This window comes from Thalassospira sp. TSL5-1, from assembly GCF_001907695.1.
Classification (GTDB): Bacteria; Pseudomonadota; Alphaproteobacteria; order Rhodospirillales; family Thalassospiraceae; genus Thalassospira.
Window position 1 is genome coordinate 890218 of record NZ_KV880638.1, and the last position, 23850, is coordinate 914067.

Genomic DNA, 23850 nt, shown 5'->3' on the forward strand with positions numbered 1-23850 from the left:
CGACGGGCCTGAAAACCCCGAAGGGTTTTTAATCAGGCAGCGTCTTTAATCATGTTGCGCAGCACGAACTGCAGGATACCGCCATTCTGGAAATACAGAACTTCGTTTTCGGTATCGATGCGGCACAGGGCGGTTACTTCTTCGGTCGAACCATCCTTGCGGGTGATGCGAACGGTAACGTCCTGCTGCGGGGTGATGCCATCGGCGATGCCAACGACGTCGAAGGTTTCGCTACCATCAAGCTTGAGCGACTTGCGACCTTCACCATTTTTGAACTGCAGCGGCAAAACGCCCATGCAGACCAGGTTGGTGCGGTGGATACGTTCAAAGCTTTCGGCGATAACGGCCTTCACACCCAGAAGATTGGTGCCTTTGGCTGCCCAGTCACGCGAGGAACCGGTGCCGTATTCCTGACCCGCGACGATCACCAGCGGCGTGCCTTCTTCCTGGTAACGCATGGCGACATCATAAACCCAGCCCTGTTCACCAGACGGGTAATGAACCGAAACACCGCCTTCGGTGCCCGGTGCCATTTCGTTACGGATACGGATGTTGGCAAAGGTGCCGCGCATCATGACTTCGTGGTTACCACGGCGTGCGCCGTAGGAGTTAAAGTCACGAACGGCAACGCCATTGGCTTTCAGATATTCACCTGCCGGGCTTTCTTCCTTGATCGAACCGGCCGGAGAAATGTGGTCGGTGGTGACGGAGTCACCCAGGATCAGAAGCGGACGAGCGCCCTTGACGTCGGAGAAATCACCCGGTTCAGCAGCCATATCAACAAAATAGGGCGGGTTCTGAACATAGGTGGATTTGCTATCCCACTCGTAGGTTTCGCCTTCGGTGATCTGAATTGCCTGCCACGGTTTCGGACCGGCAAAGATATTGTCGTAACGGTCCTTGTACATCTTGGCCGAGATCGAGGCCGCGATGGTATCCGCGATTTCCTTGTTGGTCGGCCAGATGTCTTTAAGATAAACATCATTGCCATCCTGATCCTGACCCAGCGGGTCATTGTTCAGGTCAACTTTCAGGTTACCGGCGATGGCATAGGCAACAACCAGCGGCGGCGAGGCAAGGTAGTTTGCCTTCACATGCGGGCTGATGCGGCCTTCAAAGTTACGGTTGCCCGACAGAACGGCAGTGACCAGCATGTCCTGGTCTTCAATTGCACCGGCAATCGGACCGGCGAGCGGGCCGGAGTTACCAATACAGGTGGTGCAACCAAAACCGGCGACGTTAAAGCCAAGCTGGTCAAGGTAATCCTGCAGACCGGCCTTTTCCAGATAGTCGGCAACAACCAGCGAACCCGGTGCCAGCGAGGTTTTCACCCACGGCTTGCTCGACAGGCCCTTTTCGGTGGCTTTTTTGGCCAGAAGGCCAGCCGCGATCAGGACGCTCGGGTTGGAAGTGTTGGTGCAGGACGTGATGGCGGCGATAACAACGTTACCGTCTTTCATCGCGAAATCTTCGCCTTTGACATCGACGCTACGCTCGGCGTCAACACCCGGTGCCATATCGGCAAAGGTTTTGGTGAAGCTGGAGACGGCATCCTTGAGCAAAACGCGGTCCTGCGGGCGTTTCGGCCCGGAAAGTGCCGGTTCAACCGTGGAAATGTCGAGTTCCAGGGTGTCGGTATAAACCGCTTCCAGATCGGGGTCGCCCCACATGCCCTGTTCTTTGGCATATGCTTCAACCAGGGCGATCTGTTCTTCGGAACGACCGGTGGAGCGCATATAGTTCAGGGTTTCATCATCAATCGGGAAGAAGCCACAGGTCGCACCATATTCCGGCGCCATGTTGCCGATGGTTGCGCGGTCCGGCAGGGACATGTGGGCCAGCGCGTCGCCGTAAAATTCGACGAATTTGCCAACAACACCTTTTTCACGCAGCATCTGAACCACACGCAGAACCAGGTCGGTTGCGGTGATGCCTTCTTTCATGGCACCGGTCAGCTTAAAGCCGATAACTTCCGGGATCAGCATGGAAATCGGCTGGCCCAGCATGGCGGCTTCGGCTTCAAGACCCCCAACACCCCAACCGAGAACGGCCAGGCCATTCACCATGGTGGTGTGCGAATCGGTACCAACCAGGGTATCAGGATAAGCCACGGTTTTGCCGTTGGCGTCTTTGCCGGTCCAGACGACCTTGGCAAGATGTTCAACGTTGACCTGGTGGCAAATGCCGGCTCCCGGGGGAACGATGCGGAAATTGTTAAAGGCGTTCTGGCCCCAACGCAGGAATTCGTAACGTTCGCCGTTACGTTCAAACTCGACTTCCATGTTTTTGTCGAGTGCGTCGTCGGTGCCAAAGAAGTCGATCATGACCGAGTGGTCAATGACCAGATCAACCGGTGACAGCGGGTTCACCTTCTGGGCGTCGCCACCCATATTGACCACGGCATCACGCATGGCGGCAAGGTCAACGACGGCGGGAACGCCGGTGAAGTCCTGCATCAGCACACGGGCCGGACGATAGTTGATTTCGTGGGTGCTTTTACGCGATTTCAGCCATTCGACGACGGCTTTGACATCGTCGGCCTTTACGGTGAAATCGTCTTCGTAACGCAGAAGGTTTTCAAGAACGACCTTCAGCGTGAAAGGCAGTTTGGAAACGTCGCCGATTTTTTCGGATGCAGCTTTAAGGCTGAAATAGTCGAAGGATTCATCCCCGACCTTCAAAGTGCGGCGCGTTTGCAGGTTGTCTTTGCCACAAATGGACATCAGACCCTCCTCAAGGTGGTTAAAGGGCTTGTCGTGACAAGACACCCCGACCGTCGGAGCGCCGAGCGGTGGGCTATCTGTTGATCGTGACGCGGGTCACGATACACATAAGAAGTGCGAGGGGGTTACACCACAAATCCGGGGGAAAGTCCAGACCCCGAAAAGGGTCTTTCGCGAAATCACCCTGATAACAGGGCTTTGCCGGGATCGATGATCGCCCTGATGCAACCATACGGGCAAAAAAGCGGCCAGCATTGTCTTTAAGGGGATGTCAAATGGCACGAGTCCCGATGTTCAAGGCATAGCTAATAGCGTGTTAATACCGTGTTAAACCGTGCGTCCCGTGATTTAGGGCCTCTGGTGTGATCAAAGAACCCTTGGGGTGCACCCGAAGGGTTGGCTGAAAGCTGTCTGACTGGGGGAGTTGAAAAGTCTTGCTGCTTTTTTGTCCCTTTGAGCTGCAGCTGGTGATTTTTAGTGCCTTCGGGCGATGGAAACCCTATTAGGTGGAGCATCTGCGGCAATCACATTGCGGCATGATACCGAGATTAAATAGTGCCGAATCGGCGGTGATTTTATGAAATGAAATTTCAAAACCGGTGCGACGAACGAAGAAATGTTTGGTTGAAAGACGTTTTTTTCGATGCCGCATTGCGATAATCATCTTTGTTGTGTCGTTCATCCCGAGAAATATTGACCTTACGGAATGTTGGTGCCTGACCATCCTGGTGTTGGTATCGGCATGGTTGTGCGTTGCGATAAGTGCAGTTGCGGGAAAATACGGCCTCAGCAACGCGTTGACGCTATAGTGTGAATTTGGTACTCAAATACGTATTAATTGCGTTGCAACCTTTTCGGTATCGACCGGCGGGGTAACTAAATAACAAACGCAAATCAGGGAAACGCTGAAATTTGGACGGTTTGGGGGCAGGGTTGCCAGCAGGTGACATGCCACTGAATTTGGCCCAGGTCAGGGAGGACACCAAGACGATGACGTCATCGGACCCTATTTTGAGCATCAACGATGTGTCGCTGGTTTTTGGCGGCGTGCGGGCGTTGAGTGACGTCAGTTTTTCGGTGCAGAAAGGCGAGCTGTTTTCGATTATCGGCCCCAATGGGGCGGGTAAAACATCGATGCTGAACTGCATTTCCGGTCGGTATCATCCCACAAGTGGCTCGGTCCATTTCAAGGGCCAGGACGTGACGGGCCTGAAACCCAATGCGCGTGCTGAACTGGGTGTGGGCAGAACGTTCCAGAACCTTGCCCTTTTTGGTCATATGACGGTGCTTGATAACATCATGGTCGGGCGCCATCACCTTCTGAAAAACAATTTCCTGACTGGCCCGCTTTACTGGTTTTCAGGGGCGCAGAAAGAAGAGCTGGAACACCGCAAATTCTGTGAAGACGTGATCGATTTTCTCGAAATTTCGCATATCCGCAAGGCAACCGCCGGCACCCTTTCCTATGGCTTGCGCAAACGGGTGGAGCTGGCGCGTGCGGTTGCGCTGCGCCCGGACCTGATCCTGCTGGACGAACCCATGGCGGGCATGAACCTTGAAGAAAAGGAAGACATGGCCCGCTTCATCATTGATTTGAATGAAGAATGGGGCATGAGCGTTGTCATGATCGAGCATGACATGGGGGTGGTGATGGACATTTCATCGCGCGTCATGGTGCTGGATTTCGGCCGCAAAATTGCGGCAGGCCTGCCCGAAGAGGTGATGGCCAATGACCACGTCAAGAAAGCCTATCTTGGCGAGGAAGACGACGACAACGACGACAGCGTATCGGGGAAGGTCGCCTGACAATGAATAAATATACTGTGCCTGATTATGCCGACGTCGCCGCGCTTGATACCTTTCCCAAAGTGCTGGCCTATAATGCCGAAAACTGGCCGGGTGATGTTGCCATGCGCGAAAAGGAATTTGGCGTTTGGCAGGAATTTACCTGGCGCGATTACAATGACCGCGTGAAATGGATGAGCCTTGGCCTGCGTGAACTGGGTGTGGGTGCAGGCGATGTTGTGGGTATCATTGGGGAAAATCGCCCGGAATGGGTGTGGGCGGAAATTTCGGCCCATGCGTTGCGCGCCCGATCCCTTGGTCTGTATCAGGACAGCCTGCATGACGAAGTGGCCTTCCTGATTACTTACGGCGAAGCAAAAGTGATCATCGCCGAGGATGAAGAACAGTGCGACAAGCTGCTGGAGCTTTCAGACCAGATACCGACGGTTAAAAAGATCATTTATTGTGACCCGCGCGGGATGCGCAAATATGATGATCCGCGCCTGATGGCAGTGGAAGACCTGTATGAGCTTGGCCGCAGGATAGAGGCGGCAGATGCGCAGGCCTATGCCCGCCTGGTGGCGGAAACCCGGGGCGATGAATGCGCGATTTTGTGCACCACGTCGGGCACTACATCCAAGCCAAAAATGGCGATGCTGAATTCTGGCGATTTTCTTGATCATTGCGCCGCCTATTTGCGGGCCGACCCGAAATTGCCGGGCGATAATTATGTTTCGGTTTTGCCGCTGCCCTGGATCATGGAGCAGGTCTATGTCGTCGGGCAGTCGCTGGTCAGCCGCCAGATCGTCAATTTTGTGGAAGAGCAGGAAACCATGATGGCCGATCTGCGCGAGATCGGACCGAATTTTGTGCTACTGGCCCCGCGCGTGTGGGAAGCCATTGCCGCCGATGTGCGGGCGCGCATGATGGATTCAACGCCCTTTAAGCAAAAAATGTATGACTGGGGCATGAAGCTGGCCCGCGGCGCGCTGGATCATGGTGGCCATTCCAAGGCGGCGGATATTTTGCTGATGAATGCCTTAAAAGACCGGCTGGGATTTAGCAATTTGCGCTCTGCCGCTACCGGTGGTGCCGCAATGGGGCCGGAAACCTTCAAGTTTTTCCATGCCATGGGGGTTCCGCTGCGCCAGCTTTATGGACAGACCGAACTGTGCGGCGCCTATACCATCCATCAGCCCAACGATATTGATTTTGATACCGTTGGTGTGGCGTTTGATAATTCGGAAATCAAGGTGATCAACGCCGATGAAAACGGGGTGGGTGAAATTGTCGCCCGCACATCGGGCATGTTTACCAGCTATTATAAAAACCAGTCCGCTTATGACGAGGATGTGGTGGATGGCTGGATGCACACCGGTGATGCCGGATATTTCAAAAAGGACAATAACCATCTGGTGGTGATTGACCGTTTGAAAGATTTGGCTGAAACATCGACCAAAATCCGCTATTCGCCGCAATTCATTGAAAACAAACTGAAATTTTCGCCCTTCATCGCCGAGGCCGTGATTTTGGGTAAGGGCCTGCCGTTTTTGTCCGCCATGATCTGCATTCGCTTTTCGATCATGGCGAAATGGGCGGAACAGCGCGGTATTTCCTTTACCAACTATACCAACCTGTCAGCCCAGTCGCAGGTCTATGACATGATCGCCGATGAAGTGCGTCAGGTAAACGAAACCCTGCCCGAGGCACAGCGCATTCGCCGGTTCCTGCTGCTGTATAAGGAACTGGATGCCGATGATGGCGAACTGACACGGACGCGAAAGGTGCGCCGGGGTGTGGTTGCCGAAAAATATGCCGACATCATCGATGCGGTTTATTCGGGCACCGACATGGTTGATATCGACACCATGATTACGTTTCAGGACGGATCAAAAACGCGCATTCAAACCAGCGTGCGTGTGGTGGATCTGGAAAGTCCAAATGGGGTGCAGAAAACCCCGAAAGCCGCCGAATAACCAAAAGACGCGGCAAAAAAACAAAACCGGGGATGGCTGCATCCTCGCCATGACAGGGATGGCACCATGAATTTTGAACTGTTGTTTCAGTTATTGCTCAACGGGCTGATTGTCGGAACGCTTTATGGCGTGGTCGCCATGTGTTTTGTTCTGATTTACAAATCAACCCAGGTGGTCAATTTCGCGCAGGGCGAATTCCTGCTGATCGGGGCGTGGGTCTGTTATGCGTTTCTGGTCGAATTTCAAATGCCGTTCTGGCTGGGATTTGTTTTTACCCTGCTCTTCATGATGGCCTTTGGCATCATCCTGCAAATGGTGATTTTGCGCCCCATGATTGGCGAACCGATCATTTCCGTCATCATGGTGACAATCGGGCTTTCGATTTTCTTTCAGGCGGCAACAAAATGGATTTTCGGGGCCACCACGGCGACCTATCCGCAGGTGTTTGAGACCCGCAGCGTTAGCCTGTTCGGGATGCAAATAGAAACGGCCTATATCATGAGCTTCGTGATCTCGCTGGTGATTATGGCCGCGTTTTACTGGTTCTTTAAATATTCCAAACTGGGCCTGGCAATGCGCGCCACCGCCTTTGACCAGCAGGTGGCCCAAAGCCTGGGCATTTCGGTGAAAACCGTGTTTGCCATGTCCTGGGCGATTTCAGCCCTGGTTTCCGGGGTCGCAGGCATCGTGATTGGCATGGTCAATGGTGTGTCCTCGGGCCTGTCGGTGATTGGCATCAAGGTGTTTCCGGCGGTTATTCTGGGCGGGCTGGATTCCATCATCGGGGCAATTGTGGGCGGGGTGATTATTGGCCTGCTTGAAAACGGGGCCGAGTTCGTCGATGGGCAGTATCTGCACTGGGGCAACCTGTTTTCCATCGCACCGTTTTATGTGCTGATCATTATTTTGTGCATCAAGCCTTACGGCCTGTTTGGCACCAAAGACATCGAACGTATCTGATCGGGGGGACGATCCATTATGGCCGGTTTTTCAATGCGTCCCTGTGGCGATTTCCGAACCACCTATCGCCAGGACACGCGGATATTTGACACCACCTTTGTGCGAAATGCGGCGATCCTGGGCATTGTTGCCGTCGGGCTGATCCCGTTTGTTCTGGATGGCTATTACGTCAATCTGTTCATTCAGATTTCCTATTTCGCCATTGCCGCCCTGGGCCTTAATATTTTGGTCGGGTTTACCGGGCAAATTTCGCTGGGGCATGCGGCTTTTTTCGGTTTCGGGGCCTTCGCCTCGGCCTGGATCAATAATCACACCGGCATTCCGGTTTTGCTCTCCATTCCGCTCGCGGGGATGGCAACGGCGGCAGTTGGGCTGTTGTTTGGTTTGCCGGCAGCCCGCATCAAGGGGCTTTATCTGGCAATCGCCACTCTGGCCGCACAGTTCATTCTGGAAGATTTCTTTGCCCGTGCGGACTGGTTTACCGGTGGTTCCTATGGGGCGGCGGCCAACCCGATCAATGTGTTTGGCTATGAAATCATGGATGATTTCAGCTTCTTTTATGTCAGCCTGTTTTTCCTGGTGATCATGTATGTGCTGGGCAGCAACCTGATGCGGTCGCGCGACGGGCGGGCCTTTGTCGCGGTGCGTGATCATTATCTGTCGGCTGAAATCATGGGCATTAACCTGACGAAATACCGTTTGCTCAGTTTTGCCGTGTCATCCTTTTATGCCGGTATCGGCGGGGCGCTCTATGGGCATTATCTGGGCTATGTCTCGGCCGAGGGTTTTACTATCCTGCTTTCTATCCAGTTTCTCGGCATGATCATCATTGGTGGTCTTGGCTCGGTCAAGGGGGCGCTGATGGGTACCGTTTTCATGGTGCTGTTGCCCGAAGTGATGGAAACCGGGGTCAGTGCCTTAAGCGTTTTTGACTGGGCCAACAGCACCGCTGTGACCGATGGCCTGGCCTATATCAAGGAGATGGCGATCGGTCTGGCCATCATCCTGTTCCTGATTTTTGAACCCGACGGTCTGGCACACCGCTGGCAACAGATCAGGGCGTACTGGAAGCTTTATCCCTTCTCGTACTGACCAAAACCCCCACCGGCGGCGATAAAGCCCGCACGGAAAAGAATAAGACGGGGGAGACCGGGAGGCTTTTTTGTTCAATGAAACGTCCAAGGGAGACGTCGAGATGAAGAAACTGATTGCGGCAACCGCGATGATGGCAACCGGCCTTTCGGTTGGCGCGGCCAAGGCGGAAGACAGCGTGTTTGTCGGCCATTTGATGGATATTACCGGGGCGACCGGCTTTATCGGCAAGTTTTACGCCGATGGTGTCCGTGATGCCCTGTCCTACATTAAGGAAAATGGCGGGATTGACGGCACCCCGCTGGAATTTGAATCGGTCGATTACGCCTATAAGGTGCCCCAGGCGATTGCCAATTATAAAAAATGGCGTTCGCGCAACAACATGGTTGCCATGCAGGGTTGGGGAACGGGCGATACCGAAGCTCTGATTTCGTTTGTTGCCAAGGATGAAGTGCCGGTTTATTCGGCGTCCTATTCCGGCCATCTGACCGACCCGACGGGCAAAAATCCGAAAACCGCCAAACCGGCCCCTTATAACTTCTTCTATGGTGCATCCTATTCCGACGCCTGCCGGGCGATGGTGCAATGGGCCGCAGAAGACTGGAAGAAAAAGGGCGGTGAAGGCAAACCGGTATTCAGCCATATCGGCGATAACCACCCTTATCCGAACGCCCCCAAAGAAGCCTGCGCCGAATATGCCACCGAACTGGGTTTTGATGTGACCAGCCCGGTTGTGGTGTCGATGAAGCCAGGTGATTTCAAGGCACAGTGCCTGACACTCAAGGAAGCCGGGACCGATTATGGTTATCTTGGCAACCTTGGGCCGTCGGTGGTCTCGCTGGTGAAATCCTGTGGCACGGTGGGCGTTGATCCGACCTGGCTTGCCAATATCTGGGCGGGTGATTACGAAACGCTCAAAACTATTGGCGATGTCGATAATTACGTCTTTCCGGTCATGACCAGCTTCTGGACCGACGAAGGGGTGCCGGGCATGGATCTGGTTCGCGAAATTTCCAAGGAATCGGATAAAACCGGCAAGGAATTCCGCACCCATCATTATATTCGCGGCATTTGCTCGGTCTATTACATGAAAGAGGCCATGGAATGGGCCAAGGAAAATGGCGGCATTACCGGCCCGAACATCAAACAGGGCATGTATGCCCTTACCGATTGGGTGCCCAAAGGTCTGGAAGGCGTTTGCATGCCCGCGACCTGGACAGCCGAGGACCATCGCGGGATCAATACCGTCAATATTTACAGCGGTGAAGCCCACGGCGGTGATGTGAAAGTCACCAAACTTGAAACGGTTACTCTGCCGCGTCGTGATGACTGGCTGGGCTATTAAGATCTGCGGCCTTTCGATGTGAAAGGATGTCTCCCGCCGGGTGTCGGAACCAGCTGTTTTCCCCAAAACGGTTCCGGCACCCTGGTGGCGGGGAGGCCTCGGTAGAATGACTGTTTTGTTTTTCGTTTATTGATGTGTTTTTTGTTTTTAGCTGCTGTTGCGAAGGTGATCCATGTCCGAACCCGCCCGCAAAATTGAAACCGCGCCGCCGCTTTTGTCGGTCAATAACATCGAAGTTGTGTATGACGATGTGATCCTTGTGTTGCGCGGCGTGTCGCTTGATGTGCCACAGGGCAGCATTGTGACGTTGCTGGGCCCGAACGGGGCGGGAAAATCCACGACACTCAAGGCGATTTCGGGGCTGTTGAAAACCGAGGATGGCGAGGTGACGCGCGGCGAAATTACCTTTGCCGGGCAGCCCATTTCCAACCGCTATCCCGAAGATATCGTGCGGTCCGGCATTTTCCAGGTGATGGAAGGCCGCCGCATTATCGAGGATATGACCTGCCTCGAAAATTTGCGTCTGGGCGCCTATACCCGCAAGGATAAGGGCGTCAAAGATGACATTGATATGGTGTATGAATATTTCCCGCGCCTGCGTGAACGCACCGGCCTTGCCGGGTATTTGTCGGGCGGGGAACAGCAAATGTTGGCGATTGGCCGTGCATTAATGGCACGTCCGAAAATGATTTTGCTTGATGAACCCTCGATGGGCCTGTCACCCTTGCTGGTCAAAGAGGTATTTGGCATCATTGAAAAGATCAATCGTGATCAGGGCATTACCATGCTGATCGTTGAACAGAATGCCAATTTCGCCCTGAAGGTTGCCGATTACGGATATATCATGGAAAGCGGCAAGGTGGTGCTGGATGGCACCCGCGACGAGCTTTTGAACAATGAAGACGTCAAGGAATTTTACCTTGGCGGTGGCTCGGAAGACCGCAAAAGTTTCAAGAACATCAAATCCTACAAACGGCGTAAACGCTGGCTCTAGGGAGGGTTTTTGACGCGATCCGTACTTTGGGCAGCACACAGGCAAATTCAAGCAGACGGAACAGGCCATGACATTGCAAACCTATTTTGACGATAAGGAAACCCTGGCCCCTGATGCCCGCGAAGGCCGCCTGATGGCATCGCTGCCGGGGCTGATTGCCCATGCCCGCGATAAAACGGCGGGCTTTGGCACCATTTTAAAGGATGTTGCCAGCGGTGCCGTTACCAATCGGGCAGAACTGGCAAAACTGCCGGTCACACGCAAATCCGACCTGATTGCCATGCAGGCCCAAAATCGCCCCTTTGCCGGGTTGAATGCCACGCCGGTTGGTGCGCTAGGCCGCATCTTTCAAAGCCCCGGTCCGATTTATGATCCGGAGGGCAAGGGCGATGACTGGTGGCGTATGGGGCGGGCCTATTTTGCGGCCGGGTTTAGGCCCGGAGATGTGGTGCATAATTGCATGTCCTATCATCTCACCCCAGGCGGTTTTATTTTTGACAGCGGGGCGCGGGCCTGTGGCTGTGCGGTGATCCCGGCGGGTGTTGGGCAAACCGAAATTCAGGTGAAGGCGATAGGCGATATCGGCCCGACGGGATATGTCGGAACGCCGTCCTTCCTGAAAATCCTGATCGAAAAGGCCGATGAAATGGGGGCGGATGTGTCCTCCATCAGCCGGGCGCTGGTCTCGGGCGAGGCCCTGCCGGAATCCCTGCGCGGCTGGTTTGCGCAACGGGGTGTGACCATGCTGCAATGTTATGCCAGTGCCGATTTGGGCCTTATTGCTTATGAGAGCGACGCCCGTGACGGCATGATTGTGGCCGAGGATATTATCCTGGAAATCGTGCGTCCGGGAACGGGTACGCCGGTAGCTGACGGTGAAGTGGGCGAGGTTTTGGTCACCTCGCTGAATATGGATTATCCGCTGGTGCGCTTTGCCACGGGCGATCTTTCCGCCATTCTGCCAGGCCAAAGCCCGTGCGGGCGCACCAACCAGCGCATCAAGGGCTGGATGGGCCGGGCCGACCAGACCACCAAGGTCAAGGGCATGTTTGTTCATCCAGAGCAGGTGGCCGAGGTGGTACGCCGTCACCCTGAAATTGCCAGGGCACGGCTGGTTGTTTCGCGGGTCAATGATAATGATGTCATGACACTGGCCTGCGAAACCGATGCCAGCGGGTTTGATGCCGATGCGGTGGCAGCCACCGTCCATGATGTGTGCAAATTGCGCGGCGTGGTTGAACCGGCAACCCCGGGCAGTCTGCCCAATGACGGCAAGGTGATTGATGACCAGCGCAGCTATAATTGAAATCTGACTACCATATTTGAAAAAGTCCGGCGCATTTCTGTCCGTGCCGGGCTTTTATTCCCGCTCGGGAATCACCTGGCTGTGCGATGACCTCGCACAGCTTTTTTTTGCATTCTGCGATTTGGGTCTGCTTACCCTGTGTCGGGCCTTGCATGGTATGATGAAATGCGATCTGTTATGAATGCTGTTTGCCAAAGCGGAAGGATTGCAAGGATTTACCTTGTCGTCCCTGATGTCCGCGTCATCATTTTTCTGCCGTCATGCCCTGAAATTACCGCCACCACGGAGCGCCCCAGATGAAAGACCAAACCGTTTGTGTTTGTCCGCCCGAAATATCCCATGAAGGCTTTGCCAGCCTGGCAACGCCGACTTATCGAGCCTCTACCATTGCCTTTGAAAATTCGGCAGCCTATGCCAGCCGCGCGGAACGTGGCGATAAGGGTTATGTTTATGGCCTGCATGGCACGCCGACCACCCGCACGCTGGAAGCTGCGATCTCGGCACTTGAAGGCGCAAAATACACGATGGTGCAGCCTTCCGGGCAGGCTGCGATTTCGCTGGTCTTTTTGGCCCTGTTAAAGCCGGGCGATACGGTTTTGGTGCCTGATTGTGCCTATCCGCCGGTCAGTATGCTGTGTAATGGCTATTTGGCGGAGCGCGGCATTCATCATCGGGTCTATGACCCGCTGATCGGTGCTGATATTGATGGTTTGCTTGATGACAGCGTTAAACTGGTTTGGGTGGAAAGCCCCGGTTCGGCAACAATGGAAGTGCAGGATTTGCCCGCTATTGCCGGGGCCGCCCGTGCAAAGGGCATTCCGGTGGCGATTGACAATACCTGGGCCAGCCCACTGCATTTCAAACCCCTGAATTTTGATGCCGACATTGTCGTCGAGGCCCTGACCAAATATTTCGGCGGTCATTCGGATTTGCTGATGGGTTCGGTCTCGGTTAATGATGATGCCCTGCATGCAAAATTGAAATCGACCCTGCACATGCTGGGCATTGGTGTTTCACCCGACGATTGCTCGCTGGTGTTGCGCGGTATGGAAACAATGGCGGTGCGCCTGAAACATGCGAGCGAGGTTGCGCTGGATTTCGCCACCCGCATGGCCAAAAGGATGGACCCGAAACGGGTGCTGCATCCGGCCTTGCCCAGCCACCCGCAACACGAAATGTGGAAACGTGATTTTGCCGGCGCCAGCGCGCTTTTCAGCATTGTTGTCCCGGCCGATAGGGCAGATGAGCTAAATCGGCTGATTGATCAGGCAAAAACCTTTTCGATTGGCGCATCCTGGGGCGGGACGCACAGCCTGATGGTGCCAATGGCAATTGGCGAGATGCGCCAGTTTGAAGGCAATGCGCCCGATGGCCTTGTTCTGCGCCTGTCAATTGGCATGGAAGATCCGGAAGATTTGTGGGCTGATCTGGAACCGATTGTGGAAATGGTCGGGCAGGCAGAGGGCCGTTAAACAGGTTCGGTAATGTCACCGGAGAGAATAAGCGGGGAAAAGGGTGCGCGGAACCAAATTTCTGGAAGTCGGCCTGATAACTTTTTGCCAGTTGTTGGCATTGTCGCTGTGGTTTTCGGCAACGGCGGTGTTGCCGCAATTGCGGGCGGAGTTTCATTTGGGGGCCGTGCAATCCTCGCTTTTTACCAGTTCGGTGGTGATGGGCTTTATTTTGGGCACCCTGGCCAGTGCCTTTTTGGGGCTGGCGGACCGGCTGGACCCAAGGCGCTTTTTTGCCCTGTCTGCGCTGGTGGCGGGATGCGCCAATATGCTGATTTTGGCGGTGCCGGTGGATGGCATCGCGGTTATTTTCCTGCGTCTGTTAACCGGCATTTGTATGGCGGGAATTTATCCGATTGGCATGAAAATGGTGGCGACCTGGGCCAGGGGTGATACCGGGTTTCTGGTTGGTTTGCTGGTGGGGGCATTAACACTAGGGTCGGCTTTGCCACATTTATTTTCGGTGGCCCTGCCGCTGGACTGGCGGTTGGTGATGGTGGCGGCAAGTTGTTCGGCGTGGCTGGCGGCTTTGGGGGTTTTGTTTGTCAAACTGGGCGGCGCTGTTGGCCGGTCCCCCCGGTTTGATCCCCGTGCCGTGGGACATATCATTGCCAACAAGCCGCTGCGCCATGCCGGGTATGGCTATTTCGGCCATATGTGGGAACTTTATGCCATGTGGGGCTGGACGGGGCTGTTTCTGTTTCGCACCTATCAGGCCCGGGGCGTTGAAGATGCGTCGCTGTGGGCGGCCTTAACCACCTTTGCCATTATTGGCATTGGCGCGCTGGGCAGTTTGCTGGGCGGGATATGGGCCGACCGTTGGGGCCGCACCACCATTACCATTTCCGCCATGAGCATAAGCGGGTTATGTGCCCTGGTCACCGGCGCACTGGCATCGGCACCGATGCCGGTTTTGGTGATTGTTTGCCTGATCTGGGGCATTTCCGTGATTGCGGATTCCGCCCAGTTTTCTTCCTGCGTGATCGAACTGGCCGAACCGGACCATGTGGGCACGGCGTTGACCTTGCAAAATGCGGTGGGTTTTTTCATTGCCCTGGTTTCGATCCATCTGGTGCCTTTGGTCGCCGATGCCTTTGGCTGGTGGGCATCTTTCGCCATGCTGGCGATGGGTCCTGTGATGGGGGTTGTGGCAATGGCGCGCCTGCGGGCCATGCCAGAGGCCCGAAAATTGGCCCAGGGACGGCGTTAGCCTTTCTTTTATATGGAAAAATCAGAAAAAATTATTGCCAGAAGGGCAAAAACAACGCTTTTTCATAGGTGATCAGGTTCACTTGACCCGTCCGGGTCTGCGCCCTAAGCAAGAAAAGTGCAGCGTGTGGGGTTTTCTTGACCACATTTCGCACAAATATTAGGTTCTGCCAGAATTTTCTTGCCGCGCGCGTCGGGGCGTTGCGTCATCTTCCTAAAAACAAGGGTCTTTCATGAGTCTTACCCTCATTGTTTTGCTCCCCTTTCTTGGTGCGTTGTTACCAGCGATCTTGATAAGGGCCGGACGCAATACCTGCGCAACCGCGACCGGTGCGGTTACGCTGACGGCACTGATTTTGCTGGCCTCACTGGCACCGGCTGTTATGTCGGGCGAGGTTATTCACGTTCGTTATGAATGGCTGCCCGCATTGGGGCTGAATGTGAATTTCTTCCTCGACGGGTTGGGGTTGCTTTTTGCCACCCTGATTTTGGGGATCGGGCTGCTGATTATTATCTATGCCCGGTTTTACCTGTCCAAGAATGACCCGATGGGCCGGTTTTATGTGTTCCTGCTATTGTTCCAGGGCGCAATGGTCGGCATTGTCACATCGGACAATATCCTGCTGTTGCTGATTTTCTGGGAACTGACCTCGCTTAGCTCGTTCCTTCTGATCGGTTACTGGAAACATCTGCCCGAAGGGCGACAGGGCGCGCGCATGGCGCTGACCGTCACCGGGGCCGGTGGGCTTTCCATGATTGCTGGCATGCTGATTTTGGGCCATGTCGTGGGCTCTTATGACATCAGCATGATTTTGCAGAATGGCGATCTGATCAAATCATCGCCGCTTTATGCCCTGGCAACGGTTTTGATTTTGCTGGGCTGTCTGACCAAATCAGCACAGTTTCCCTTCCATTTCTGGTTACCCCATGCGATGGCGGCGCCGACGCCTGTTTCGGCCTATCTGCATTCTGCCACAATGGTGAAGGCGGGCCTGTTTTTGATGGCGCGTTTGTGGCCGGTACTGTCGGGCACCGATGAATGGTTTTATATCGTTGCGACATCCGGCCTGATCACGATGGTGATGGGCGCCTGGATTGCCATGTTCAAGGATGACCTCAAAGGGCTTTTGGCCTATTCGACGGTCAGCCATTTGGGCCTTGTGACGATGCTGTTTGGCTTTGGCACGCCGCTGGCGGCCGTGGCGGGTGTGTTTCACATCATCAACCATGCCACCTTCAAGGCAGCCCTGTTTATGACGGCAGGCATTATTGACCATGAAGCGGGCACGCGCAGCATTCGCCGCCTTGGCGGGCTTGCCAGCCTGATGCCGATTGCCGCCACCATTGGCATTATTGCGGCGGCATCAATGGGCGGGACCCCGCCCTTTAACGGCTTCCTGTCCAAGGAAATGATGCTGGACCAGTCGCTGCATATGGCTTGGCTGGGTCAGGATTGGGTATTCCCGGTTCTGGTCACAGTTGGTGCGCTGTTTTCGGTGGCCTATTCCTTCCGGTTTATCGTGCATGTATTTTTTGGCCCGAAACAGAAGGAATATCCGCATCATCCGCATGACCCGGGATTTGGCCTGTGGGGCCCGCCTGCGCTGTTGACCGTGCTGGTGGTGCTGATTGGCTTTTTCCCGGCAACTGTGGCCGGGCCGCTGGTGGAGGTCACGTCGCGTGCCGTGATTGGCGGGGCGTTGCCTGAATTCCACCTGGCCCTGTGGCATGGCTTTAATACGCCGTTACTGTTAAGCGCGATTGCGATTATCGGTGGCCTGTTGTTGCTGTGGCGCCATGCGGGCCTAATGAATGCGACCAAAAATCTGTCGCGGCCCGAAGCCAAGGCCATGTTTGACTGCTTCATTCAAAAGGTCGTCGCCCTGTCGCGCGGTGTGACCGATCTGTTCCATCGCGGGTCGTTGCAGTTTTATCTGGCAATCATGCTTTTGGCGGCTGTCGCCATTGGCTTCACCGGCTTTTTCACCCATGACGGTTTCATGCCGGGCACGCGTGAATTGCTGCCGGTCAGTATACCGGTGGTGATTGGTTGGGCATTGCTGATGCTGACCTGTGCGGCAACGCTGATCTTGCACTACAACCGGTTGCTGGTTCTGCTGTTTGTCGGCGTGATTGGCCTGATCGTCTCGCTGGGCTTTATTTACCTGTCGGCCCCGGACCTGGCCCTGACACAGATCTCGGTGGAAGTTGTCACCGTGATTCTGATGTTGCTGGCCCTGAATATTCTGCCCAAGGAAACCCCGAGGGAAAGCACCTCGGGCCGTCGTTTCCGCGATATTTTGATCGCGGTGGTGGCAGGCCTGGGGATGGGCGGTGCCGTTTGGGCGGTGATGACGCGCGATGGCGTGACGATTGCTGATTATTACCTGCAAAATTCGGTATTGCAGGGCGGCGGGCATAACGTTGTGAACGTTATTCTGGTCGATTTCCGTGGTTACGATACCTTTGGCGAAATTACGGTGCTGGGTATTGCCGCCCTGACGATTTTCGCCCTGATCGAAAGTGTTGCGAGCGGCAAGGCCGCCGAAAGGCTGGCGAACTGGGTGAAGGATCATCGTGAATCGGCTGAACGCCACCCGCTGATGATGGTGATTGCAACACGGGTGATGCTGCCGCTGTCATTGATGGTGGGGGTCTATATCTTCCTGCGTGGTCATAACGAACCGGGTGGCGGCTTTATTGCCGGTCTGGTCGTGTCCATTGCCCTGATCATGCAATATATGGCCTCGGGCTTTGGCTGGACCCAGAATCGTATGCGCGCCAATTACCATGCGATGATTTCCCTTGGTGTGATTGCGGCGGCCATTACCGGCATGGCATCCTGGGTTTTGGGTTATCCCTTCCTGACCAGCACGTTTGGGCATTTCCATATTCCGTTCATTGGCGATATCGAACTGGCCAGTGCGATGGGCTTTGACCTTGGCGTGTTCCTGACCGTGGTGGGGGCGGTGATGCTGGCCCTTGCCAAACTCTCGCAGGTGGAACGCATGGCCGAACATAGCGACATCAATACCGAACCGATGGACCATGATCCATCCACGGCACGTCCCCTGTCGTCGCCACAGCGAAACGAGGTCTGATATCATGGAGTTTCTGGTAGCAAGTAGTATCGGCCTTCTAAGCGCATGTGGTGTTTACATGCTGTTGCGCGGAAGGACCTTTCCCGTGGTGATCGGATTGTCGCTGCTGTCCTATGCGGTAAACGTATTTTTGTTTGCGATGGGGCGTTTGCAGGTGGATATGCCGCCGATCCTGAGCGACACCGCGACCGGTTATACCGACCCGCTGCCCCAGGCGCTGGTTTTAACCGCGATTGTGATTTCCTTTGGCATGACGGCCGTGATCGTGGTGCTGGCATTGCGCACCTATCTTGAAATTGGCAATGACCATGTTGATGGCCTGCCCGGCGAACCGACTGATTCCGGAGAAACGAAATAATGGGTAACTGGATGATCGTTCCCGTCGTGCTGCCTTTGATCGTGGGGGCACTGACTGTTTTGGCGGTCCGTCATGACCTGATATTGCAGCGCGTTTTTTCGGCATTCACAGTGGTTGGTTTGCTGGCCGTCTCGATTGCCCTGGTGTTTCATGCCGCCCATACCGGGCCGGAAATGTATGCGCTGGGCAATTGGCCGACCCCGTTTGGCATCGTGCTGGTGTTGGACCGTCTGTCGGCGATGATGGTGCTGTTAACCTCCATCCTGGCGGCTATTGTCTGGTTTTATGCGTCCCGTGAATGGGACAAGCGTGGCAAGCATTTTCATGCCCTGTTCCAGTTCCAGCTGATGGGGATCAATGGCGCGTTTCTGACCGGCGACTTCTTTAACCTGTTCGTGTTTTTTGAAGTTCTGCTGATTGCATCTTATGGGCTGATGCTGCATGGGGCAGGCGGCGAACGCCTGAAGGCCGGGATGCAGTACATTATTGTCAACCTGACCGGTTCCAGCCTGTTTCTGATTGGTGTTGGCCTGATTTATTCTGTCACCGGCACGCTGAATATGGCTGACCTGGCCCTGAAGGTGCCGCTGGTGCCCGATAGTGACCTGGCCTTGCTCAAGGCGGGAGCCTTGATCCTGTTTTTGGTGTTTTGTATCAAGGCGGCAATGGTGCCAATGCACTTCTGGCTGCCGGGTACTTATGCCAATGCACCGGCCCCGGTGGCGGCCCTGTTTGCCATTATGACCAAGGTGGGGGCTTATTCCATCCTGCGGCTGTATTCGCTGGCTTTTGGCGGGTCGGCGGGCGACCTTTCATGGCTGGTTGCACCTTACCTGCTGCCTGCCGCGATTGTGACGCTGGTGGTTGGCATGGTCGGGGTTGTTGCCGCACGCTATGTAACCCAGATGGTGGCCTTTGCCGTGGTGGGCTCGATGGGAACATTGATGATTTCAATTTCCCTGTTCACACCTGCATCGGTGGCGGCGGGCCTTTATTACATGCTGCATTCCACCTTTGCCGGTGCAGCCCTGTTTCTGATTGCCGATCTTATCATTTCGCGGCGCGGGCAATTTGGCGGCAGTTTGCATGCCGCTCCGGAAATTCGTCAAAGCGGCCTGATCGCGGCCCTGTTTTTCATGGGGGCGATTGCAATGGCAAGTCTGCCGCCGCTTTCGGGCTTTTTGGGGAAATTGCAAATCCTGAGCGCATCGCAGAATTCTCCCCATATGATCTGGATATGGGCGGTGATTTTGGGCACGTCGTTTCTTAATATTATCGGCTTTGGCCGGGCGGGCAGTGTACTGTTTTGGAAAAGTTCTGCCATCGAAGGCGACATTCAAACCGCATCCGACCAGACCTTTCCGCACCAGACCATTATTGCTGCAGGCATGATGCTGGCAATGCTGGTTGCCTTAACGGTGTTTGCCGGGCCGGTAACGGGGTATTTGCATGATACCAGTGCCGAGCTGTTTGATACATCCGGCTATATTCGTGCGGTGATGGGGGCTGATACCCCTGTTGCCGAAGTCACCACCGTTGCGCCATTTGCACAATAAGCAGCAGAAAGGACAGTGATGATGTTGAAACGTTATCTTCCCCACCCGCTGCTCAGTTTGGCCCTGGTTGGTATCTGGGTAATGCTGGCCAACGAGATTTCGGTTGGTACCGTGCTTTTTGCCGTGATCCTTGCGGTGATCATTCCCCTGATCAGCCAGAGCTTTTGGCCGGGGCGGCCCAAGGTTGGCAATATCTGGGCGATTTGCGAATATGGGCTGATCGTTTTGTGGGACATTCTGGTCGCCAATGTCGTGGTGGCGGGGCTTGTGCTGTTTCGCAAGGCCGACAGTCTGCAACCGGCCAGTGTGACCGTGCCGCTGGATTTGACATCGCCCGAGGCGATTACCGCGCTTGCCGGGACCATTACCATGACGCCAGGTACCGTAACGGTGGATTTATCCCGTGATGCCCGCTCGCTTCTGGTGCATTGCCTGCATGCGCCGGACCCGCAGAGTGTCGTTGACGATATCAAATCGCGCTACGAACGCCGTTTGAAGGAGATTTTCGAATGATTGAATATGCCCTGAACTTTGCGTTTGTCTGCGCAGGCCTGGCGTTGCTGATCAATCTGTGGCGTTTGTCCTTTGGGCCGACCATTGCCGACCGCGTGCTGGCGGTTGATACGATGGCGATTAACGGCATTGCGCTTCTGGTGCTCTATGGCATTGGCCGGGCCACATCGATGTATTTCGAGGCGGCTTTGCTGTTTGCGATGGTTGGTTTTGTCTCCACCGTGGCTTATTGCAAGTTCGTCCTGCGCGGCGACATCATCGAATAGGAATGGATGTGATGGAATTTGTTGTTGAACTCGTCATTTCCGTTTTGATCGTTATCGGGGGCCTGTTTACCCTGATCGGGTCGTTCGGTCTGGTGAAGCTGCCCAATCTTTTGATGCGCCTGCATGCGCCGACCAAGGCAACGACGGTTGGGGTTGGGGCCATCCTGATTGCATCGATGCTGTTTTTCTGGATCGAGCGTGGCACCTTTACCATTCATGAATTGCTGATCACGATTTTCCTGTTTTTGACAGCGCCGATCACGGCCAACTTGATCGGCAAGGCCTATTTGCTGCGCCATATTGATCCTAAGGATGAATTGCCCCACACCGGCGAAAGCGAGGGTTGGGCGACATTTGACCCGCGGAACCCCGAAGAACCGCCCAAAGATCCTGGCAAATTGCCGCAGGATTAACAGGTTGCGGTTTAGGTGTGCAGGGATGAAAATAACAAACACCGGTTCTGGCGACAGGGCCGGTGTTTTTGTTGATGTCGGCTTCTGTCATGACGTTTGCATCGGTCGGGCGTTTCGATAAAACCCTAAGGAGTGGTTTTTGCTATGCTGTGTCAAAAGTGCTTGGCGAAAGACAAAACCACAAATGCAAGGGAGCATTCGATATGACCGTGCTTAGCCACATTACTTTGGGAACCAATGACAAGGCTCGTTCAGCCAGGTTTTACGATGCGGTTTTAGGGGCCATCGGCTTTGAACGCCTGCCCAAGCCCCCCGAAAAACCGCTGGCTTATGAGCGTGGTGGCGAGATGCCAACGATTTACATTTACAGCCCCGAAGATGGTCGCCCAGCGACGTGGGGCAACGGCACCCATATCGCCTTTATTGCTGATCGGCGCGAACAGGTGCGTGCCTTTCATGAACAGGCATTGCAAAACGGCGGGATGAGCGAAGGCGAACCGGGCGAACGCCCGCATTATGGGCCGGATTATTATGCCGCCTATATACGTGACCCGGATGGCAATAAATTGCAGGCAGTTTGTTACGGGTCCGAATAAGCTGCGGGCATTTGTGCGCTTAAACGCACTGTTTTCCAGACCATACCCCGTGATATGAGGGGGCGGGCAATAAGGGGGCTGAAGAGGCCAGCCAGCCCGGAAGACAAAGCGCAAGACAGGTAGATGACGGGCATGCCCGACTTTGCAATTGAAGACCAGTATCGCGGTATTATTGCCGGGATCGACGAGGTAGGGCGCGGGCCACTGGCCGGGCCGGTGGTGGCTGCTGCTGTTGTATTGCCGCGTGATGATGCGCGCATTGGCGATTTATACAGCCTGCTAAATGACTCCAAAAAGCTGTCAGCCAAAAAGCGCGATCTGCTGGCTGCGCGCATTATGGAATGTGCCCGTGTTGGTATTGGCGCGGCTTCGGTACGCGAGATTGACCGCATCAATATTTTGCAGGCAACCTATGTTGCCATGCGCCGGGCCGTGGCGCGCCTGCCGAACTTGCCTGATCAGGCGCTGGTCGATGGCAACCGGGACCCGGGGTTGCCATGCCCGGTGCAAACCGTGGTCAAGGGCGATAGCAAGTCGCTGTCGATTGCAGCGGCATCGATTGTTGCCAAGGTGGTGCGTGACCGTGCCATGGCCCGCCTTGCGGTGCGTTATCCCCATTATGGCTGGGAAGGGAATGCCGGTTATGGGGTGAAAAAGCACATGGCTGGTTTAAATGATGCCGGGCCGACGGTGCATCATCGTCGCAGTTTCAAACCTGTTGCCCTGTTGTTCGAGGCATTGGAGCAGGCCTGAAGGTTTTAGCGCATGACTCTGGCGCGGACGAGATCGGTTGTTACGGACTGACCTGCCGCATCGGTATTTTCGATACGGGAAATCGCGGCATAATCGTTGGTCTGGCGGATCATGACACGGTCATGCTGGCGGCATTCGGTCCGGAACTGGATATCAATGCCTTTTGGCTGAAAATCGGCAAGGCCGTTATTGGTTGTTCCCAATATCCATTGCATCAGCCTGACATTATTGACATGCCCGTAAATATCCAGGTCCGATGCCTGGGCGATGATGCTGTTTCGAGAGATCAGGTCTTCGGGGGGTGATGCCGGCCGTGATGAGGCATCAATCAGCTTGGGGCCGGGGGGCTCTGGCAGACGTTCCACCAGCCAGTCTGGCCAGCGGGCAGCACGCCGCTGTTTAAGGTCGAACAAGGCCCAGAAGCTTTGTGCAACGGCGCAAATATCGCCTTTTTCGTCAAACAGGCGCCAGTCGCGGCTTGCCATGCGATGCGCAAAGCCCGACGGCCATGTTTCAAGGTGCAGGGTTTCGCCATTGCTCGGGTAATGATGCACCATGATGACCATGCGTGCCAAAACCCACGCAACACCTTGCGCAACCGTATCATCATAGGCCAGTTGCAGGTCTTTTGCCCCCCAACCGGCGGAATCCTGCATGTAGTCGGCCAGGGCGGGCAGGGTGGCGCGGCCATTTGCGCCAATTTCGGAATAACGCACCCGATAATGGCCCTGCCATCCGCAATTTTCGGGCATTGGGGCCTGTGCAATTTGGGACCAGTCCGGGATCATGACGGTTTCCATATCCTTCCAAAGCCTGGATTATCACATTACCATAGGCAGGCAATGCCTGGGCTGCAATGCGCCATACGGATACGGGCCGGTATTATCCGGACAGGTCGGATAGGTGAAGACTGCAAGCCCGTTACGGGATCAGTCCAGTGGACTGCGGCGCATCTTTTTGACATCACCGCGTTTTTTCTTGGCATCCACCCGTTTGCGTTTGGCCGACAGGGACGGGCGGGTTTTAACGCGGAATTTTTTGCGTTCGGCGGCCTTGCGCACCAGGTCGACGAACCGGTCAATCGCGTCCTGGCGATTACGTTCCTGGGTACGGAAACGCTGGGCATCAATGATGATTTCATCGCCATTGGTCAGGCGGTTGCCCGCCAGTTCGCGCAGGCGGTTGCGTACCCGGTCGGGCAGTTCGGTCAATTCGCTAACCCGCACGCGCATATGCACGGCGGTTGAAACCTTATTCACATTTTGCCCGCCTGGCCCTGATGCCCGGACAAAATGAAATTCCAGATGGCTTTCATCCAGAAAAAGGCCGTTGCCAACCTGAATCATGCCCGTGCTCCGGCACAGGAAAAGGGAAGGGAAGCGGGAAAAATGCG

The 23850-nt window shown here is 55.0% G+C and carries 20 protein-coding genes; 17 read left to right on the forward strand and 3 right to left on the reverse strand.

From position 1 onward, the window contains the following. Positions 1–32: 32 nt before the first annotated feature. Positions 33–2723, reverse strand: a complete 2691-nt coding sequence (gene acnA / locus LF95_RS13585; protein ID WP_073955584.1) for an aconitate hydratase AcnA — start codon at positions 2721–2723, stop codon at positions 33–35. Positions 2724–3713: 990 nt separating this feature from the next. Here acnA and LF95_RS13595 point away from each other — a divergent pair. From LF95_RS13595 to LF95_RS13675, 17 genes are all read left to right on the forward strand, one after another. Further along, on the forward strand, positions 3714–4529 hold the full coding sequence (locus tag LF95_RS13595; protein ID WP_073956282.1) for an ABC transporter ATP-binding protein: 816 nt from the start codon (positions 3714–3716) through the stop codon (positions 4527–4529). A 2-nt stretch (positions 4530–4531) separates the two neighbouring features. Next, on the forward strand, positions 4532–6484 hold the full coding sequence (locus tag LF95_RS13600) for a long-chain fatty acid--CoA ligase (protein ID WP_073955586.1): 1953 nt from the start codon (positions 4532–4534) through the stop codon (positions 6482–6484). Positions 6485–6550: 66 nt separating this feature from the next. Beyond that, the gene (locus tag LF95_RS13605; protein WP_073955587.1) at positions 6551–7444 is read left to right on the forward strand and encodes a branched-chain amino acid ABC transporter permease; all 894 of its coding nucleotides are present in this window, start codon (positions 6551–6553) and stop codon (positions 7442–7444) included. Positions 7445–7462: 18 nt separating this feature from the next. Beyond that, the gene (locus tag LF95_RS13610; RefSeq protein ID WP_073955588.1) at positions 7463–8536 is read left to right on the forward strand and encodes a branched-chain amino acid ABC transporter permease; all 1074 of its coding nucleotides are present in this window, start codon (positions 7463–7465) and stop codon (positions 8534–8536) included. Between the two features lie 103 nt (positions 8537–8639). After that, positions 8640–9881 carry an ABC transporter substrate-binding protein gene (locus LF95_RS13615; RefSeq protein ID WP_073955589.1) on the forward strand — a complete coding sequence of 414 codons (1242 nt, stop codon included), beginning with the start codon at positions 8640–8642 and terminating at the stop codon, positions 9879–9881. Between the two features lie 172 nt (positions 9882–10053). Beyond that, complete coding sequence (locus LF95_RS13620) at positions 10054–10875, forward strand: ABC transporter ATP-binding protein (RefSeq protein ID WP_073955590.1); 822 nt, start codon at positions 10054–10056, stop codon at positions 10873–10875. A gap of 67 nt (positions 10876–10942) precedes the next feature. Next, positions 10943–12181 carry a phenylacetate--CoA ligase family protein gene (locus LF95_RS13625; RefSeq protein WP_073955591.1) on the forward strand — a complete coding sequence of 413 codons (1239 nt, stop codon included), beginning with the start codon at positions 10943–10945 and terminating at the stop codon, positions 12179–12181. Between the two features lie 296 nt (positions 12182–12477). Further along, the gene (locus LF95_RS13630) at positions 12478–13653 is read left to right on the forward strand and encodes a trans-sulfuration enzyme family protein (protein ID WP_073955592.1); all 1176 of its coding nucleotides are present in this window, start codon (positions 12478–12480) and stop codon (positions 13651–13653) included. A gap of 43 nt (positions 13654–13696) precedes the next feature. Further along, entirely contained in the window at positions 13697–14902 is a 1206-nt protein-coding gene (locus LF95_RS13635; RefSeq protein ID WP_073955593.1) for an MFS transporter, read from the forward strand. A gap of 232 nt (positions 14903–15134) precedes the next feature. Then, positions 15135–18002, forward strand: a complete 2868-nt coding sequence (locus tag LF95_RS13640) for a monovalent cation/H+ antiporter subunit A (RefSeq protein ID WP_073955594.1) — start codon at positions 15135–15137, stop codon at positions 18000–18002. Positions 18003–18006: 4 nt separating this feature from the next. Beyond that, positions 18007–18360, forward strand: a complete 354-nt coding sequence (locus LF95_RS13645; RefSeq protein WP_073955595.1) for a Na+/H+ antiporter subunit C — start codon at positions 18007–18009, stop codon at positions 18358–18360. Next, on the forward strand, positions 18360–19916 hold the full coding sequence (locus LF95_RS13650; RefSeq protein ID WP_073955596.1) for a monovalent cation/H+ antiporter subunit D: 1557 nt from the start codon (positions 18360–18362) through the stop codon (positions 19914–19916). Before LF95_RS13645 ends, LF95_RS13650 begins: the two co-directional genes overlap by 1 nt. A gap of 18 nt (positions 19917–19934) precedes the next feature. Then, on the forward strand, positions 19935–20429 hold the full coding sequence (locus tag LF95_RS13655) for a Na+/H+ antiporter subunit E (RefSeq protein WP_252509763.1): 495 nt from the start codon (positions 19935–19937) through the stop codon (positions 20427–20429). Next, positions 20426–20695 carry a K+/H+ antiporter subunit F gene (locus LF95_RS13660; RefSeq protein ID WP_073955598.1) on the forward strand — a complete coding sequence of 90 codons (270 nt, stop codon included), beginning with the start codon at positions 20426–20428 and terminating at the stop codon, positions 20693–20695. Before LF95_RS13655 ends, LF95_RS13660 begins: the two co-directional genes overlap by 4 nt. 11 nt (positions 20696–20706) lie before the next feature. Further along, positions 20707–21108 carry a Na+/H+ antiporter subunit G gene (locus LF95_RS13665; protein ID WP_073956283.1) on the forward strand — a complete coding sequence of 134 codons (402 nt, stop codon included), beginning with the start codon at positions 20707–20709 and terminating at the stop codon, positions 21106–21108. Between the two features lie 203 nt (positions 21109–21311). Then, complete coding sequence (locus LF95_RS13670) at positions 21312–21704, forward strand: VOC family protein (protein ID WP_083607781.1); 393 nt, start codon at positions 21312–21314, stop codon at positions 21702–21704. A 132-nt stretch (positions 21705–21836) separates the two neighbouring features. Continuing rightward, on the forward strand, positions 21837–22457 hold the full coding sequence (locus LF95_RS13675) for a ribonuclease HII (protein WP_073956285.1): 621 nt from the start codon (positions 21837–21839) through the stop codon (positions 22455–22457). Between the two features lie 5 nt (positions 22458–22462). On the opposite strand, the gene LF95_RS13680 is transcribed toward LF95_RS13675, so the two are convergent. Continuing rightward, positions 22463–23257, reverse strand: coding sequence for an acyl-[acyl-carrier-protein] thioesterase (locus LF95_RS13680; protein WP_252509764.1), 795 nt, complete (start codon positions 23255–23257; stop codon positions 22463–22465). 129 nt (positions 23258–23386) lie between these two features. Then, complete coding sequence (gene arfB / locus LF95_RS13685) at positions 23387–23803, reverse strand: alternative ribosome rescue aminoacyl-tRNA hydrolase ArfB (protein ID WP_073955599.1); 417 nt, start codon at positions 23801–23803, stop codon at positions 23387–23389. Positions 23804–23850: the final 47 nt, after the last annotated feature.